Consider the following 17,223-nt stretch of genomic DNA (forward strand, 5'->3'; position numbering starts at 1 on the left):
CAAGACCAGGGAGGGCAGAATGCTCAGGACACTTGCAACCATGGCCGCGGCGCTGCTCGCCGGCACGGCGGCGGCCAGCGAACTGGTTTACGAGCCGGTCAACCCGTCCTTCGGCGGCGACCCGCTCAATTCCTCACATCTCTTCCAGGGCGCCGAAATCGCCAACACGTTCGAGGACAGCAGCCTCGACAGCCTGTTCGAGGAGCCGACGGCGGCCGACGAGTTCGCCGCGGCGCTGCAGAGCGCGCTGATCGGAGGCGCGGCATCGCAGATCACCGACGCGATCTTCAACGACGGCGCCCCGCCCTCCGGCACCTTCTCGCTGGACGGCGCGACGGTGTCCTACAACACGGTCGGCGGCAATGTCGTGATCACCATAAGCGACGGCATCTCGACCAGCACGTTGACCGTGCCGGTTCCGTAACCGCGCCGGCAGGTTTCGAAAAGGATCGCTTCATGACATCGCCGTGCTTGCGTCTCTGCTTCCTCGCGCTGCCGATCCTCCTGGCGGCCTGCGCGACCACCAACGAGCCCCTGATCTCCGCCCCGGCGAAGATCATAGAACCGACGGCCGCCACCTCGCTGGTCAACGAGCTCCCGCCACCATCGGAGCCGATCTTCGTCGCGGTCTACGAGTTCCCCGACCTGACCGGCCAGTACAAGCCGGGAAGCAAGTTCGCGGAATATTCCAAGGCCGTGACGCAGGGCGCGGACGCAATCCTGGTCGACGTGCTGCAGAATGCCGGGCACGGCAAATGGTTCGAGGTCGTCGAGCGGCGCGGGCTGACGAACATACTGAAGGAGCGCCAGCTGATCAGCGCGACGCGCCAGCAGTTCCTCGGCAACAACGCCGAACCGCTGCCTCCACTCAACTTCGCGGGCATGCTGATCGAGGGCGGCATCGTCGCCTACGAGAGCAACGTGACGACCGGCGGGCTGGGCGCCAAGTATCTCGGCATCGGTGGCGACACGCAGTTCCGTACCGACGTGGTGACGGTCAACCTGCGCGCGGTCAGCGTGCAGACCGGCAAGGTGCTGCGCTCGGTGACGACGACGAAGCGGCTCTATTCGACGGCGCTGCGCGGATCGGTGTTCAAATATGTCGGCCTGAACGAGCTACTGGAGCTGGAGGCCGGCGTGACGCAGAACCAGCCTGCGCAGTTGGCCGTTCGCGAAGCCATAGAATATGCGGTCTACGCACTGATCCTGGAAGGCGTCGAGCACGGGCTCTGGCAGTTCGCCGACCCGCAGGAAGGCGAAAGACTTCTCGCGACCTACCGGACAAGACAGGCGACGGCGTAACCACCGGTACAACGGCCGAAAATGCCCGATTCGCCGCCGATGCAGCGGGCAACTCCCGTGATGCGTGTGCCAAACACGCATCCGGGATTCAGCATTTCTTTGGAAAATCAAGATAACAGGCATGAAATTGCAACCCTACGGAGCATTGTCATGCGCCCCCATCGCATCGCCTGCGCCCTTTTCATGCTTGTCGCGGCGATCGCTGCGGAACCGACGCTGGCTGCCGAATGGGTCGCCGCTCGCGTCATGCAACCTGCAGAATACTCCACCGACGGCGGCAACTGGATCGACCTGGAACGCGGCATGGACGTGCCGAACGCCGCCTGGATCCGGACGGGAAGCCGCGGGCGCGTTCAGCTGGAACGCGACGAGGACACGATCCTCGTCATGCCGAACACCATGATGGTCGCGTACAAGACCGACCGCCGCGGCAGGCGGCACGCGATCCGGCAGAAGTACGGACGCATCCGTCTCGACCTCGAGAAGCGGAACTACGATCACATGACCGTACGCACGCAGTTCATGGCGGCGGTCGTCAAGGGAACGCGCTTTACCGTATGGACGAATCCGTTCCGCTCCGTCGTCTCGGTCTCCCGCGGGCTTGTCGAGGTGCGCGACACGCGTACCGGATCGAAAGCCAGCGTCGGCGCAGGCGGCAGGGCGGAAGTCGAAAAGGATGCCGGCCGCGGCATCGGGCTTTCTCTGGGCAGCAAGCGCGTCGGCACCGTCGGCGGGAAGCAGGGCGCCAGCGCCGGCAGCGCCGGTGGCGGCAAGGGCACGAGTGCCAGCGCGAGCGTGGGCGGCGGCAACGGCGTCAATGCCAGCGCAAGCGTCGGCGGTGGCAACGGTGTCAATGCCGGCGCCAGTGTCGGCGGCGGTAGTGGTGTCAATGCCAGCGCAAGCGTCGGCGGCGGCAACGGTGTCAATGCCGGTGCCAGTGTCGGAGGCGACGGCGGTGTCAGTGTGGGCATCGGTGTGGGCGGCGGCAACGGCGTCAGCGTCAATGTCGGCATCGGCGGCGGCGGCCTGGGCATCGGCATAGGCGGGAAATAGCGGCGGGGGCATGCCCTGCCATGAAGCAGGATACGCGAAATAGGACACTTCTCGGCGCGAGCCTGCTCGCGCTGCTCCTGTTCGCCCAGTCGGCGGGCTGGCTGGCGCCGCTGAACCGGTACCTGTCGGACCACCGCTACGTCTTCGGCGACCGTCCGGTTTCCGGCGAGATCGTGTTCGTGGCGATCGACAAGCGCAGCCTGGACGAGATCGGCGTATGGCCATGGCCGCGCAGCCTGCACGGTGAACTGACCGACCGGCTGATCGAGGCCGGGGTGAGCGAGATCGTTTTCGACATCGACTTCTCCACGCCCTCGTCAGCCGAGGAAGACGCAGCCTTCGCTGCAGCGATCGAGCGGGCTGGCGGCACCGTGGTGCTGCCGGCATTCCTGCAACGCGCGTCAGCCGACTCCGCGAATCCGGGAATCGAACTCTCCGAACCCATTCCGGAACTGGCACGCAACGCCTGGCTTGCCTCGGTAAACGTGTTCCCCGACAGCGACGGCATGGTGCGCCGCTTCCCCAACGGGTTCATGACGGACGGCAGCTTCATCGCCTCCGTTCCCGCGACACTGGCCCGAATGCCGGACCCGCACGAGGACGACGAAGTGCGGATCGATTTCGGCATCGACGCATCCGGCATTCCCGCCATGAGTGCCGCCGACATTCTCGGAGGTCGCGCGGACGCGCGGCTGCTGCAAGGCCGATCGGTGATCGTCGGTGCTCTCGCCACGGAACTGCGCGACTTCTACTCCGTGCCAAGGCACGGCGTCGTAGCAGGATCGGTGCTGCAGATCCTGGCCGCCGAGACCCTGATGGCTGGCCGGGATCTCGTCGGACTCGACGGGACGATGGTGGCAGTCGGCACGAGCGGGCTTCTGCTGCTCGTCCTGCTCGCCGCGGGCCTGTCCCAGAAAACCAGGATTGCGCCCGCCCTGATCGCCCTCGCCGCGCTGGCGGAGACGGGCGCGACAATTCTCTACGTGCGTAACGGCATCATCGTGCCGACCGCCTTCATCCACATCGCCACGGCGGCGATCCTGGCGCTGCGCTGGATGACGATGACCGATTTCTTCCGCGACCTGCTTCGCGAGGCAACCGCCAAGGCCCGGATGAACCGGAAGGTGCTCCAGCAGGTGGTGCGCGAGAATTTCGACGCAATCATCATCGCGGACGGCGCGGGGAACGTGCGGCAAGTCAACCCGGCAGCACGCGCGATCTTCGATATCGCCGAATCCGCGGCGGGCGACGGCGCGACGATCCCGGACATCCTGCCCCGCCCGATCGCGGAAGAAGTCGACCTCGCCATAGCCGATATCAGGAGCGAGGGGTCCCACGCGACCGAGCTACGGACGGCCCGCCTCGCCCGGGAGGGCGGCATGCCGTGCGCGATCGAATACACGATCGGCGTGTCCCTGCTCGCAGGCCGGGATGCCTCCGAAACGCCGGAGGATGCGGCAATCGTCGTCTGCCTGACCGCGCGCGACATTTCCGAGCGGATCAGCTACGAGGAGAGACTGCGCTGGATGTCGGACAATGACGACATGACCGGCCTGGCGCGACGCCACGCCTTCGTCGCCCGGACGGAGGATGCGCTTGCCGGATCCGGAAAATGCGCCGTGGCGGCGTTCAACCTGCACCGCTTCAAGACGGTGAACATGGCGCTCGGACGGGAGACCGGAAACGCGCTGCTGCGGGAGGTTGCCGAACGGATCGCGCCCGACGGCGGCCTGATCGCCGCGGCAGCGCGCCTGGGCGGCGACACCTTCGCGGTGCTCCTGGAGGGGCTCGGCGAGGAGGAGGAAGCCCGGGCGGCATGCGAGGCCATCTGCGCGGCGCTGATGCGTCCCTACAGTATCGAGCAGGGCTCGGCGCAGGTGGGCGTACAGGCCGGACTGACCGTGCACGACACGCGCCGAGACGGGGCGACCAGCGGCGAGACGCTACTCGACCACGCGGAAATGGCGCTCGACGAGTCGCGGATGGTCCACGGATCGCACATCGTGCTCTATGACAGGCCCCTGGCGGACCAGCGCCGGCGCAGCAGAATCATCGAACGGGACCTGTGGCAGGCGCTGGATCGCGGCGAGTTCCACCTGCGCTACCAGCCGAAGGTGAACCTCGCAAACGGGAGTCCGACCGGTGCCGAGGCATTGATGCGCTGGCACCACCCGGAGCTGGGCGATGTCTCGCCGGCGGACTTCATCGCCATTGCCGAGGCGAACGGCTCCATCGAGACACTGGGACGCTGGGCGCTGGAGACGGCATGCCGCGAAGCGGCCACATGGCCCGAGCCGCTCGGCGTCTCGGTCAACATCGCACCGCAGCAGTTCTGCTCCGGCAACATCGCTTCGGACGTGGAATCCGCGCTGGCCGCCTCCGGCCTTCGCCCGGGGCGCCTGACACTGGAACTGGTCGAAAGCGAGATGCTCGAATCCGACGCGACCGTGCTCCGGCGTGTCGAATCCCTCAAGCGGCTCGGCGTGCGCCTGTCGCTCGACGATTTCGGCACCGGCTATTCCAGCGTCGGCTACCTGTCGCGGCTGCGCTTCGACGAGATCAAGATCGACCGGCAGTTCACCACCAATCTCGGTACCGACCCCGGCGCCCAGGGCATCATCCGCTCCGTGGTCGTGCTCGCGGAGACGTTCGACATGAAGATCGTCAGCGAGGGAATCGAGACGCCCGAACAGGCGCTGTTCCTGCGGCTGGCGGGCTGCCAGGAAGGACAGGGATTTCTCTATTCCGAGCCGCTGACTTCGGCGGAGTTCCGCGCGCGTTTCGCCGGCACCGGGGACTCCGGCCGCCCCCCGTCCACAGCACGGGCCTGACTCCGCCGCTTCCGCCGAAACAGAATCGTTCTTCGCGACGCATTGCGACACTTGATAGATAAGCATGCTTATAATATATGGCGCTCATGAATGACGACCTCCGCAACAGCCTGGGCTTCCTGCTGCACAATGCCGCCCGCCAGCTGCGCAAGCGCTTCGAGGCGCGCGGCGCCGAGTACGGGCTTTCGTCGGCGCAGTGGCGGGTGCTGGTGTTCCTCATCAAGGGGAATATCTCGGCACAGGCGCGGCTGGCCGAGCTGCTCGAGATCGAGCCGATCAGTGTCTCGCGGCTGATCGACCGGATGGAGGAAGCCGGCTGGGTGGAACGACACCCCGACCCGGCCGACCGGCGCGTAAGGCTGCTCCAACCGACAGCAAAGGCGCGCGCCGTGTTCGACGAGGTGAGAACCATGGCGGCGGATGTCTACGACCAGGCATTCGCCGGAATGACGGAAGAGCAGCGTACCGCGCTCATCGCGGGCCTGCAGACGATTTGCGACAACCTGTCGGACGACGAGACGGTCTGCAACAGGATGAAGAAGGACACGGACAGCGGATCATGAACGCGATCACGGAAACCGACGAGAAAACGGCCACCCCCTCCGGCAACGCATGGGACAGGCAGGAGGAAGCCGAGCGAAAGAAGCGCGGGTCGCTGCGCAAGGTGCTGATGCTGGCGCTGCCGCTCGCGCTCGTCGCCGGCGGCGCCTACGCCTGGGCAACGGGCGGACGCTACCAGGAAACCGAAAACGCCTACCTGCAACAGGCCAAGGTGACCATCGCGGCGGAAGCCTCCGGGCGGGTGGTGGAAAGCCATGTCAGCGAGAACGGCCAGGTGAGAAAGGGCGACGTGCTGTTCGTCATCGATCCGGAACCCTACCGCATCGCGCTCGACCAGGCGGAAGCGGCGCTTGCCGCGGCGCGGATCAATGTCGGGCAGCTTCGCGCCGCCTACAGCCAGGCCGTCGCCCAGCGGCGGGCCGCGGCCAATGACGTCGCCTATTACGAGAGCGAACTCGATCGCCGGAACACGCTGGCGACGAAGGGCATCGCGACCAAGGCGGAACTCGACGAGACGACGCGAAACCTGACGCGAGCGCGCGACCAGCTCGCAGCAGCGGAAGAGGCGGTGAGCGGCGCGCTCGCCGCGCTCGGCGGCGATCCGGACATCGAGACCGATGCGCACCCGGCGGTCAGGGCGGCGCTGGCCGCGCGCGACAAGGCCGCGCTCGACCTCGAGCACACGACCGTCACCGCGCCCGCCGACGGCGTGGTCACGCAGGCCGCATCCTTCCAGGTCGGCCAGCTGGTGGCCGCCGGGACGCCGTTGTTCTCGCTGGTCGAGAACGGCGAAAGCTGGGTGGAGGCCAATTTCAAGGAAACGCAGCTGACCAACATGAAGCCGGGACAGGAAGCCGAGATCCGCTTCGACACCTTCCCCGGTCGGCCGGTCAGGGCCACGGTGGAAAGCATCGGCGCCGGCACCGGCGCGGAGTTCTCGCTGATCCCCGCGCAGAACGCGACCGGCAACTGGGTCAAGGTCACGCAGCGCATCCCGGTGCGCCTGCGGATCGAGGACGCCGCCTTCGCCGCGGCACTGCGCACCGGCATGAGCGCGTCCGTGGAGGTCGACACCGGGGTGGCCCGCGGCCTGCCGGCCCTCCCCGGCATGACAACAGCGAAGGCCGCCGAGTAGGCCGGCCCGACACCCTTTCCGGTTCGCCCGCTTTCCCCGCCCACCCCCTCACGGAAAGCGGGCGGGCCGGAAAACCCCACTGGCACGACGATGACCCACCCGACCGAAACGACACAGCGGGACGTTCCGCACCGCGGCCTGATCACCCTGTCGATCATGCTGGCGACCATCATGCAGGTGCTCGACACGACGATCGCCAATGTCGCACTGCCGACAATGACCGGCGATCTCGGCGCCTCGATCGACACGATCACCTGGGTGCTGACATCCTACATCGTGGCCGCCGCGATCATGACGCCGGTCACCGGATGGCTGTCCGACCGGTTCGGGCGGCGCGAGCTGTTCCTGGCATCCATCGTCGGCTTCACCGTCACCTCGATGCTGTGCGGGCTCTCCTGGAGCCTGGAGAGCATGGTGGTCTTCCGCATCTTCCAGGGCCTGTTTGGTGCGGCGATCGTGCCGCTGTCGCAGACATTCCTGCTCGATATCAACCCCAAGGAGCGGCACGGCCAGGCAATGGCCATGTGGGGCGCCGGCATCATGGTCGGGCCGATCATCGGGCCCACGCTCGGCGGCTGGCTGACGGAGTCGCTCAACTGGCGCTGGGTGTTCTTCATCAACCTGCCGGTCGGCATCATCGCCTTCCTCGGTTCCGCCGCATACCTGCCGCGGATCGCAAGGCGGTTGCGGGGCTTCGACTTCTTCGGCTTCGCCATGCTTTCGCTCGGCGTCGGCGCGTTGCAGATGATGCTTGATCGCGGCGCGGAAGTGGACTGGTTCTCCGCCGTGGAAATCTGGATCGAACTCGGCCTCAGCCTGACCGGTTTCTGGGTATTCACCATCCATCTGCTGACCGGAGAGGACACTTTCATCGACGCGGCGATCTTCCGGGACCGCAATTTCGTGACCGGGCTGGTCTTCATCTTCGTCGTCGGCATCATCCTGCTGGCCAGCCTCGCATTGCTGCCGCCGATGCTGTCAAACCTGTTCAATCACTCGACCATCCTGACCGGGCTGGTGATGGCGCCGCGCGGCGTCGGCACGATGATTTCCATGATCCTGGTCGGCCGGCTGGTGCGCGTCGTGGACGCCCGCCTGCTGGTGGTGGCCGGACTGGGCCTCACCGCAGTGTCGCTGCACATGATGACCGGCTTCTCGCCGCAGATGGACGACCGTCCCATCATCGTCTCCGGCATCATCCAGGGGCTTGGCCTCGGCCTCGTCTTCGTACCGTTGTCGACCGTGGCCTTCGCGACGCTGCCACCGCATTTCCGCACCGATGCGGCCAGCCTTTTCAGCCTCGTCCGCAACATCGGCTCGTCGATCGGCATCTCCATCGTCACGGTCATGCTGACGCACAACATGCAGGTCAATCACAACGACCTTTCGGCCGCGATCTCGCCATTCAACCCGGTGCTCGGCACGGTTTCGCCCGCAGCGCAGGCGGGGGACCCGGTCGCTCTGTCCATCATGGAGCAGCTGGTCGCCGCGCAGGCGCTGATGATCTCCTATATCGACGACTTCAAGCTGATGATGGTGATCACGCTGGCGGCGATGCCGCTGGCGCTGCTGCTGCGCAAGCCCGCGCCCGCCATGGCCGGCGCGCACGCGGCCGCGCAAGCGGAGTAACCGGGCACGCCGCGCGATCGTGCGCCGACTTGCCTATGGGCGCGACTTCGCGCACCCTCGCCTTGACGGGAGTCAAGGCGCGCCGGCGCATTGGCGCATAGGGATGGAATTGACCATTCATGCCGAAGGATCAGTATCCCATGCCCGAGAAAACCGATATCGAAGCAATCGCACGCCGCAAGGGAAGCGGCAGGACGCGAAGCTGGATGGTGGCGATCGCGGTAGCCGTCATTGCCGCGGGCGCGTGGTTCTGGCTGGCGGCCGGCAACGAAACGGGTGCGGTGCGTTACACGACCCTGCCGGCCACGATGGAGGACATCATCGTCACGGTGACGGCCACGGGCACGATAGAGCCGGTCAACACCGTCGAGATATCCAGCGAGCTGTCGGGCACGATCCGCAAGGTACACGCCGACTACAACGACCTGGTCGAGGAAGGCGACGTCCTGGCGGAACTCGACACCGACAAGCTGGAAGCGAATGTGGAACAGGCCCGCGCCACGCTGACCGCGCGCGAGGCCAGCGTGATCGAGGCCGAAGCAACGCTTCGGGAGAAGAAGGATGCCTACGACCGCGCGGCAAGCCTGTCCGCACAAGGGATATCCTCGCAGGAGACGCTTCTTGCGGCCAGGGCGGCCTACGAGCGGGCGCAGGCCGCACTCGACACGGCAAAGGCCAACATCAAGGTCGCGGAGGCCAATCTGAAGCTGGTGCAGACGGACCTGGAAAAGGCCTGCATCTGCTCGCCCATCGACGGCATCGTTCTCGACCGCGCCGTCGAAGTCGGTCAGATCGTGGCCGCCTCGCTGTCCGCTCCAGTGCTGTTCACGCTGGCCGAGGACCTGACGCGCATGGACCTGACCGTCGACATCGACGAGGCCGATATCGGCAAGGTCTCCGTCGGCAACAAGGCGACATTCACCGTGGAGGCCTACCAGGGACAGACCTTCTCGGCAGAAATCAGCCAGTTGCGCTACGCGCCGGAAACAATCGAGGGCGTCGTCACCTACAAGGCGATCCTCGACGTCGGCAACGAGGACATGCTGCTGCGGCCGGGCATGACGGCAACGGCGGACATCACCGTGGCTGAACTCAAGGACGTGCTCACGATCCCGAACGCGGCGCTGCGCTTCTCGCCGCCCGTGGAGGACGCCGCCGGGTCCTCGGGGGGCGGACTGCTCGGGATGCTGTTACCGAACCCGCCGGGACGCGACAGCGGGGCAACCGGCGCGGCAGACACGGACGGCATGCGCTCGATCTGGATACTGCGGGACGGCCAGCCGGCCGAAGTCAGGATCCGGACCGGCGCCACCGACGGTTCGCGCACGCAGGTCGTCGAGGGCGACCTTGCCGAAGGCGACGCCGTGATCACCGACATGGAAACCGGAACATGACCAGCGCCCCCGGCAAGCAGGGCGACCGCAAGCCGGCGGTGATCTCGCTGCGCGGCGTCACCCGGACCTATGGCGAAGGCGAGGCCATCGTGCGGGCGCTTCGCGGGATCGACCTCGACATCGAGGAAGGCGAGTTCGTCGCCATCATGGGGCCGAGCGGCTCCGGAAAATCGACGGCAATGAACATACTCGGCGCGCTCGACACGCCGACGGCGGGAACCTACCGGTTCTCGGGCACGGATGTGGGAGGGTTCGACCGTTACCAAAGGGCGATCCTCAGGCGCGAATACCTGGGCTTCGTCTTCCAGGGCTACAACCTGCTGCCGCGCACGACCGCGCTGGAGAATGTCGAACTGCCGCTGATCTACAAGGGCGTCACCGGCGCGGAACGGCGGAAGCGCGCGGCAGAGATGCTGCAGCGGGTCGGACTAGGCCACCGGCTCGACAAGGATCCGTCGCAGCTATCCGGCGGCGAACAGCAACGCGTTGCGATCGCTCGCGCCATCGTCACCAAGCCGGACGTTCTGCTGGCCGACGAGCCGACGGGCAATCTCGACACCGCGCGCTCGATGGAAATCATGGATCTGATCTCGCGGCTGAACGAGGAGGAAGGGCTTACCATCATCATGGTGACGCACGAACCCGACATGGCCGAGTACGCAAAGCGGATCATCCACTTCAAGGACGGACTGATCGAAAGGGACGGCACCAACGGCGCGCGACGGGTACCGGACCGGGAGACCGCCAATGTTCGCTGAAACCGTGCGCCAGGCGCTGCAAGCAATCCTGCGCAACGCGATGCGCTCCTTCCTGACGATCCTCGGTGTCATCATCGGCGTGGCCGCCGTGATCACCATGGTCACGATCGGCCAGGGCTCAACCGTGCAAATCGAGGCCGATGTGTCCAAGCTGGGCACCAACCTGCTGATCATCCGGCCGGGCACCGGCATGGGACCGAGCAGCTCCGGCGGCAGCGCACCGCGCTTCTCGCTGCAGGATGTCGACGCAATCCGCGAACAGGTACCCCGCGTGCTGGCCGTCGCGCCGGTCAACAGCTCGTCCCTGACGGTCGTCCACGGCAACGAGAACCATCCGGCCACCGTCACCGGAACCGACAACGACTTCCTGGTCGCGCGCGACTGGAACCTGGCGCTGGGGCGCGAATTCTACGACAGCGAACTGCGCGCAGGCTCGGCCGCCTGCATTCTCGGCGAAACGGTGCGCCAGGAGCTTTTCGGTGCCGGGGACCCGGTCGGATCGACCGTACGCATGGGACAGATATCGTGCCGGGTGATCGGCCTCCTGGAAGCAAAAGGCGCATCCAGTTTCGGCCAGGACCAGGACGACGTGGTGCTGATCCCCGTCCGCGCCTTCATGCGGCGGATCGCCGGCCACCAGGACGTTTCATCCATGTATGTGGCCGTGCAGCCGGGCTATTCAACGGAACGGGCGCAGGCCACCATCGAGGCGCTGCTGCGCGAAAGAAGGCGCATCGCGCTCGGCGAGGAGGACGATTTCTCGGTCATGGACACGAAGGAGATCACCTCCATGCTGACCAGCATCACAGGGGTGATGACCGGATTGCTGTCGGCCGTCGCGGCGATCAGCCTGCTGGTCGGCGGCATCGGGATCATGAACATCATGCTGGTGTCGGTGACCGAACGCACGCGCGAAATCGGGATCCGGCTGGCCATCGGCGCGACGGAAGGCCAGGTGCTGATGCAGTTCCTTGTCGAGGCAATCGTGCTGTCGCTGTTCGGCGGCCTGATCGGGATCGCGCTGGGCCTTGCGCTGGGCTATGCCGGATCGGCCTACATGAAGGTGCCGTTCTCGCCGGACTGGACAGTCACGGCAATCGCCTTCCTGTTCTCGGCCTTCATCGGCATCGTGTTCGGCTATTTCCCGGCGCGGCGCGCAGCACGGCTCGATCCGATCGAGGCACTTCGCCACGAGTGAACAACACCGCCGAATTTTTGCCCGTATCGTGCGATCTACCGGCGGCGACGAATCGAGAAGAAGGGGTCATCCATGGCACAGGCGGCAAAAACCATGCTCATCCTCGCCGCGTTTCTTTCGGCCAGCGGCTGCGCCAACACCATCCGCGGCATCGGCGAAGACACGGCAAATGCCGTGGAAGCCACGCAATCGGCCGGGCGCAACATCATCCACGCCGCCCGCTAGTCACGGGCGCGAGACGACATCAGGCCCGCCCGCGCGCCCCGGCAATTGCGGGGCATCCGGGCAGGCGATGGCAGAACCGGTCAGGATTTCTTCGCGCGGCTCCGCCCGCCGGCGGGGGGCCGTTTCGGCGACGGGGTTTTCGTCGCCTCGCCTTCACCTGCCGACGAGGCCTCGAGACGCAGCTTGCGCAAACGCTCGGTCTTCTTGCGGCGGGCCTTGGCTTCGGCGTCGATCATGGCGCGGGCGGTGTAGTCCGTCGCGGACTGTTTCGACTCCGCGCGCGTCGGCTTGAACAGGGGAATGCCGTTCCGGGCCATTACCGGGTCCCCGGCCTCGCGGCGTTCACAGGACGCGGCTTGCGCTTAGGGCCGGGGAGCAATCCCTCGCGTTGCGCCTGCTTGCGCGCGGCCTTGCGGCTGCGGCGAACGGCTTCCTGCTTCTCGCGGGTGCGCCTTTCCGACGGCTTCTCATAGGACCGGCGTGCCTTCATCTCGCGAAAGAGGCCTTCGCGCTGCATCTTCTTTTTCAGGACGCGAAGCGCCTGGTCGATATTGTTGTCTCTGACGATAACCTGCATCGAAACTCCTCATTCACTACGTTCGAGTTGACCGGATCGGTTCTCCCGCCAGGCGGCGGGTGCGATGTCGCTCGCCGTCCGGTCGCCAACGCGTCCGGGCCCGGACGCGTGCGGCCAGATCAGACCGTCTGCAGATTGGCAGCGGAAGCGCGGCCATCGCGGCCAGTTTCGAGATCGAAGGTCACCTTCTGGCCTTCGACGAGACCGCCAAGGCCGGCGCGATCGAGCGCGCTGATATGGACGAAGACATCCTTGCTGCCATCTTCCGGCTGGATGAATCCAAAGCCCTTCTGGCCATTGTAGAATTTAACAGTACCTGTCTGCATAATATGTATGTTTCCTGAAAGCATATGCCGCGCCGCAAACTGCGGACACGATCCAAACATCGATAATCTGGAAAGAAATTGGCGGGTCGAAAGCGATTGACGCCGCGAAAGCCAAGCCTGGCCAAAACACGATGACCCCGTATAGGCCCTAAACACGGCCAATACAAGGCATGCCGTCACCCGCCCTGCCCGGAGCAAGGCGAAGACCACGGCCAGAGGCGCGCAAGACGGCACCTAGTGGTGCGGAGCGTGCCACTCCGGCGGATCGATGTCGCGGCGGCGAATCCGCAGGGCAAGGCCGATGGCGACCCCCACCCCGATCGCGACGGTAAGATCGACCAGCACGGTGAGAACCATGGTGAGAACCAGTAGGCCGCGGTCGGAAATCCGCACCGATGGCGACAGACGGTTCTTCAGCTCGTCCATCTCGGCCATGTTCCAGGCCGTCAGCAGAAGAATGGCGGCAAGGGCCGGCATCGGCAGATAGTTCGCCAGCGGGGCGGCAACCAGCATGAATACCAGGATGAACAGCGCGTGGGCGATTCCGGCCACCGGCGTCCGGCCACCGGCACGCACATTGGTCGCGGTGCGGGCGATGGCGCCGGTGGCGGGCAGGCCGGCAAACAGCGCCGAAGCGGTATTGGCAATGCCCTGGGCAACCACCTCGGCATTGGGGCGGTGCTTGCCGGCCACCATGCGGTCGGCAACGATGGCGGAGAGCAGGGACTCGATGCCGGCAAGGAAGGCGATGATGAAGGCCGAGGGGAACAGTTCCACCAGCTTCTCGGGCGACAGGTCGGGCAGCCGCGGCGCGGGCAGGGACGACTGGATCTCGCCGTAGCGCGAACCGATGGTCTCGACCGGCAGGCCGAACGCCCAGACGGCAAGAGAGGCCAGGATCACGGCAAATATGATGCCCGGCAGACGCGGCGCGAGCCGGCGCAGGAGCACGATCAGTATGCCGGTGCCGACCGTAACCATGAGCGCCGTCAGGCTGAAGGTCTCGCGTACCGCCCACATGCCTTCCATCTTGGCGACGAATTCCGCCGGAAGGTTCTCGGCCTGCAGGCCGAACGCATCGCGAAACTGGCTGACGGCGATGATGATCGCGATACCGACAGTGAAGCCGTTGATGACAGGCTCGGGAACATGGCGGATCAGGTTGCCGATTCTCAGCCAGCCGGAAACGACGAGGATGATCCCCGCCATGAAGGTGGCCGTGACGAGACCGTCATAGCCGTGCTCGGCGATGACCCCGTAGACGACGACGATGAAGGCCCCCGTGGGACCGCCGATCTGGACCCGGCTGCCGCCGAGCGCCGAAATCACGAAGCCGCCGACCACGGCGGTGACGAGGCCTACGCCCGGTTCCGCCCCCGAGGCGATGGCAATGGCTATCGAAAGCGGCAAGGCGACCAGCGCGACTGTCAGCCCGGCGAACAGATCGCCGAGAAATGTGTGCGTGTCGTAGTCCCTGAGCGTGGTCAGGATCTTCGGCTGGAACAACGGCCCGCGGGCCGGCTTGGAGGGTGTGTTCGGTTGCATGGCACGGCAGGATGATAAGAGGACCTCCTACTTGCGCCATCACCCTGTCGCGGTCAAGCGCCCACCACCGTGCCTGCCTGCGTCACTATGGCATCCATGGGCACATCATGGGGCTGTGGAAAGATCGTGGGAATGCGCGCCAGTTCGTAACCGACACCGATCACGACGGGCCTTTTCTCCATCGTGGCGAGCGTGCGGTCGAAGAAGCCGCCGCCATAGCCCAGACGATAGCCCTCGCCGTCGAAGCCGACGACCGGCGCCAGGACAATGTCGGGGACGACCGGCGCACCGCGTGCCGGGACGGGAATGTTCCAGACGCCGCGCTCCAGGTCGTCGCCGGGTCGCCACGGGCGGAAGACCAGGGGCTGCCCCTTCGCCTCCACCACCGGCAGGGCGCTGGTACCGCCCCGCCGCAACACGGTTTCGGCAAGCGGCCGCAGGTCCGGCTCGCCGCGAATCGGCCAGTAGAGGCTGACGATCCGGCCGGAGACATCCCGCAATTCCGCCACATGGCCGGCAATCTCTGCCGCCCAGGCCGCGCGCTCCGCGGCGCCGACGGCCAGCCGTGCAGCGATCAGCCTTTCGCGCTCGGCCTTGCGCCAGCGCATCACGTCGCGCCGCTGCCGGGCGTCGACGAGATGAAAGGATCCGTCCGGAGCCTGCACGAGCTCCTCCGCAAAGCAGGGCGACGAGGCGGGTACGCCCATGTCCCTGCCGTCCCCCCTGCCTGTCATCGCCTATCCTCCTCTCCGAAACCGGCCACAGCATGGCAGACGCCGCCTGCTCCCGTACGCCCGGTTGCGACGCCGAGCATTGGCGATGCTCCAGCGCGCCGGTCATTACTTTGCCGCACGAAGACGGTTTCATGGAAGACCCTCCCGGGGTCCGGCGGGACCTTGATGCGCATCAATGCGCGAGGAAGCCCGACGGGATTGTCTCGAACGGCAACATGGAGAGGCAGATGACCAAGCCAGCAATCAGTTCGGCCGATATCCGGCGCATCTGCGGCGACATGCCCGACTGGAAAGTCGCCGCGATCCAGGCGGCCGGCGGCGACATCAACGATCTCAAACAGGCGGTGGCATGGTCGACCGGCGACGACGAGACGACGCCACTGCGCCACCTACCTCCCGGCAGCCCGGCGGCAAGCATTTACGCCGTGCTCATCGCCGGCGAGGAGGAAGAGGATGACCGTGCCCCGCGCTAGCCAGTGGCGGGATGGCGTGCGTCGCGCGGCCGCAACGCGGTGTCAGCGGTCCGCGTCCCGGCAGAGCATGGCGATGCGGCGCTCGAACAGCTTCGGTTCGTCGCGCAGCAGGTCCTTCACGATCATGCGCACCTGTTCGTGCAGCCGCCGGGACCGCTCGGCAATCGCCGCGCGGAGCAGCCGGGTCTCGGTGGCGCCGCCAACGACCTCCGGTTCGGCGGCCATGAGCAGGCAGAGATTGGCGAGGTCATGGTCGTCGCCGAGCGCCTCGCCCGCACGATCGGCGACCTTGGCGCGAATGGCCATCTCGCCCGGCCAGGCCGGGCGCAACAGCAGGACATGCATCCCGTGATACTTGATGCGCTTGCGCATGTCGTGCCAGTCGGCCTGGTTCCCGCTCTTGCGCGCGGTTTCGAAGGCACGAATCGCGCGCGCATAGTTCTTCGCCGCACCGGCAGCGAGCAACGCGATCGCCTTGCCGCGCCCCTTCGGCAGATCGATGCCGTCGAGCGCATCCATTCCCTTCATGCACTCGACAATGGCCGCGGCGACCTTGCCGGAAAGGTCGACCTCCTCGGCAACAATGCGATCGCGCCGCTCCGCGAGACGGCCGCGCACGGCAAGCAGCGCCTCGCGGCTCTCCTCCGAGGATTCTGACTCCAGCAGCCTGTCCATCGCCTCGACCAGCGCGGTGGCGTCGCGCGCCGCAGAAAGGCTTCCGGCGATGGCGCGCAGCCGGGCATTCTCGGCGTCGAAGAGATCCCGCTGACCGTCGCGCACGAGGCGAAACAGGCCGCGCAGGCGCTTGAACCGCTTGCGGGCATCGTGGATCGCCCGGTAGCGATCGTTCTTCCCCTTGCCGAGAACGTCGATGGCCTTGCCGTATTGCGCCCTGGCGATGCGAACGACCTCGCCGGACAGCGGCCGGCCCGGCCTGATCTCATAGCTCATGGAAGCGCGCCCTCGGGCAATCCGTGAATGGCAAGCATGGCGTTCGACCATGCGGCTTCGCCGGTCACCTCGCGGCCGATCCATTCCGGCAGAACCGGCGTATCGTTCTCGGACCGCATCTCGACCTCGGCGATCACCAGGCCGGAAAGAGCGCCCTCATAGACATCGACCTCCCAGACGAAACCGCCCGATGGAATGACATGCCGGACCTTCTCGATCAGCCTGCCCTGCGCCGCTTCGATCATGCGCTCGGCATCTTCCAGCGGAACGGGATACTCGAACTCGTCGCGCACGAGACCCGAACGGCCGATCTTCACCGTCAGGCGTGCGCGTCGACCGTCGGATATGCGCACGCGCACCGAGGTGGAGCCGTCGAGCGCGAGATAGGCCTGGAGTATGTGATGCGAACCTCCGCCGGCTTCGCGCCAACTTTCGCCATCAACAAGGTATTTCCGCTCGATCTCAAGGGCCATGGACCGCATTCTTCGCCAATTCGGGGTTGGAACGCAAAAAGTTTCTCCGCGACCTTCC

19 protein-coding genes are annotated in these 17,223 nt (G+C 66.2%); 12 read left to right on the top strand and 7 right to left on the bottom strand.

What is annotated here, in order from left to right:
• The first annotated feature begins 19 nt into the window (after window positions 1–19).
• From HTY61_RS13965 to HTY61_RS14015, 11 genes are all read left to right on the top strand, one after another.
• Complete coding sequence (locus HTY61_RS13965) at window positions 20–424, top strand: curli assembly protein CsgF (RefSeq protein WP_197945320.1); 405 nt, start codon at window positions 20–22, stop codon at window positions 422–424.
• A gap of 32 nt (window positions 425–456) precedes the next feature.
• A complete protein-coding gene (locus tag HTY61_RS13970; RefSeq protein ID WP_175277374.1) occupies window positions 457–1,302 on the top strand; it encodes a CsgG/HfaB family protein in 846 nt (281 codons plus the stop codon).
• 150 nt (window positions 1,303–1,452) lie between these two features.
• Window positions 1,453–2,355, top strand: coding sequence for a FecR domain-containing protein (locus tag HTY61_RS13975; protein WP_175277375.1), 903 nt, complete (start codon window positions 1,453–1,455; stop codon window positions 2,353–2,355).
• Window positions 2,356–2,375: 20 nt separating this feature from the next.
• Window positions 2,376–5,186 (top strand): EAL domain-containing protein, encoded by a 2,811-nt coding sequence (locus HTY61_RS13980; RefSeq protein ID WP_175277376.1) that lies wholly within the window; start codon window positions 2,376–2,378, stop codon window positions 5,184–5,186.
• An 86-nt stretch (window positions 5,187–5,272) separates the two neighbouring features.
• On the top strand, window positions 5,273–5,749 hold the full coding sequence (locus HTY61_RS13985) for a MarR family winged helix-turn-helix transcriptional regulator (RefSeq protein ID WP_246272810.1): 477 nt from the start codon (window positions 5,273–5,275) through the stop codon (window positions 5,747–5,749).
• On the top strand, window positions 5,746–6,882 hold the full coding sequence (locus HTY61_RS13990) for an HlyD family secretion protein (protein WP_175277378.1): 1,137 nt from the start codon (window positions 5,746–5,748) through the stop codon (window positions 6,880–6,882). Before HTY61_RS13985 ends, HTY61_RS13990 begins: the two co-directional genes overlap by 4 nt.
• A gap of 90 nt (window positions 6,883–6,972) precedes the next feature.
• Window positions 6,973–8,511 carry a DHA2 family efflux MFS transporter permease subunit gene (locus HTY61_RS13995; RefSeq protein ID WP_175277379.1) on the top strand — a complete coding sequence of 513 codons (1,539 nt, stop codon included), beginning with the start codon at window positions 6,973–6,975 and terminating at the stop codon, window positions 8,509–8,511.
• Window positions 8,512–8,630: 119 nt separating this feature from the next.
• Window positions 8,631–9,905 (top strand): efflux RND transporter periplasmic adaptor subunit, encoded by a 1,275-nt coding sequence (locus tag HTY61_RS14000; protein WP_175277380.1) that lies wholly within the window; start codon window positions 8,631–8,633, stop codon window positions 9,903–9,905.
• Window positions 9,902–10,663: an ABC transporter ATP-binding protein gene (locus HTY61_RS14005; protein ID WP_281367559.1), complete on the top strand. Its 762-nt coding sequence runs from the start codon at window positions 9,902–9,904 to the stop codon at window positions 10,661–10,663. The genes HTY61_RS14000 and HTY61_RS14005 overlap by 4 nt, the downstream gene beginning before the upstream one ends.
• Complete coding sequence (locus HTY61_RS14010; RefSeq protein ID WP_175277381.1) at window positions 10,653–11,861, top strand: ABC transporter permease; 1,209 nt, start codon at window positions 10,653–10,655, stop codon at window positions 11,859–11,861. The genes HTY61_RS14005 and HTY61_RS14010 overlap by 11 nt, the downstream gene beginning before the upstream one ends.
• Before the next feature lie 72 nt (window positions 11,862–11,933).
• Window positions 11,934–12,086 carry an entericidin domain-containing protein gene (locus tag HTY61_RS14015; protein ID WP_175277382.1) on the top strand — a complete coding sequence of 51 codons (153 nt, stop codon included), beginning with the start codon at window positions 11,934–11,936 and terminating at the stop codon, window positions 12,084–12,086.
• Between the two features lie 80 nt (window positions 12,087–12,166).
• Here the strand turns inward: HTY61_RS14015 and HTY61_RS14020 are convergent, their stop codons facing one another.
• The 5 genes from HTY61_RS14020 to HTY61_RS14040 form a co-directional block, all read right to left on the bottom strand.
• A complete protein-coding gene (locus HTY61_RS14020; protein ID WP_175274854.1) occupies window positions 12,167–12,403 on the bottom strand; it encodes a hypothetical protein in 237 nt (78 codons plus the stop codon).
• The gene (gene rpsU / locus HTY61_RS14025) at window positions 12,403–12,663 is read right to left on the bottom strand and encodes a 30S ribosomal protein S21 (RefSeq protein WP_175277383.1); all 261 of its coding nucleotides are present in this window, start codon (window positions 12,661–12,663) and stop codon (window positions 12,403–12,405) included. The genes HTY61_RS14020 and rpsU overlap by 1 nt, the downstream gene beginning before the upstream one ends.
• 119 nt (window positions 12,664–12,782) lie before the next feature.
• A complete protein-coding gene (locus tag HTY61_RS14030) occupies window positions 12,783–12,989 on the bottom strand; it encodes a cold-shock protein (RefSeq protein WP_175277384.1) in 207 nt (68 codons plus the stop codon).
• A 234-nt stretch (window positions 12,990–13,223) separates the two neighbouring features.
• Window positions 13,224–14,534, bottom strand: coding sequence for a SulP family inorganic anion transporter (locus HTY61_RS14035; protein WP_175277385.1), 1,311 nt, complete (start codon window positions 14,532–14,534; stop codon window positions 13,224–13,226).
• 53 nt (window positions 14,535–14,587) lie between these two features.
• Complete coding sequence (locus HTY61_RS14040; protein WP_428978264.1) at window positions 14,588–15,268, bottom strand: 5-formyltetrahydrofolate cyclo-ligase; 681 nt, start codon at window positions 15,266–15,268, stop codon at window positions 14,588–14,590.
• A gap of 227 nt (window positions 15,269–15,495) precedes the next feature.
• Between HTY61_RS14040 and HTY61_RS14045 the strand changes: the two genes are divergently transcribed.
• The gene (locus HTY61_RS14045; protein ID WP_175277386.1) at window positions 15,496–15,741 is read left to right on the top strand and encodes a hypothetical protein; all 246 of its coding nucleotides are present in this window, start codon (window positions 15,496–15,498) and stop codon (window positions 15,739–15,741) included.
• A 42-nt stretch (window positions 15,742–15,783) separates the two neighbouring features.
• Here the strand turns inward: HTY61_RS14045 and HTY61_RS14050 are convergent, their stop codons facing one another.
• The gene (locus HTY61_RS14050; protein WP_175277387.1) at window positions 15,784–16,692 is read right to left on the bottom strand and encodes a CHAD domain-containing protein; all 909 of its coding nucleotides are present in this window, start codon (window positions 16,690–16,692) and stop codon (window positions 15,784–15,786) included.
• On the bottom strand, window positions 16,689–17,165 hold the full coding sequence (locus HTY61_RS14055) for a CYTH domain-containing protein (protein WP_175277388.1): 477 nt from the start codon (window positions 17,163–17,165) through the stop codon (window positions 16,689–16,691). The genes HTY61_RS14050 and HTY61_RS14055 overlap by 4 nt, the downstream gene beginning before the upstream one ends.
• Between the last annotated feature and the right edge of the window lie 58 nt (window positions 17,166–17,223).

The organism is Oricola thermophila, from assembly GCF_013358405.1.
Taxonomy (GTDB): Bacteria; Pseudomonadota; Alphaproteobacteria; order Rhizobiales; family Rhizobiaceae; genus Oricola; species Oricola thermophila.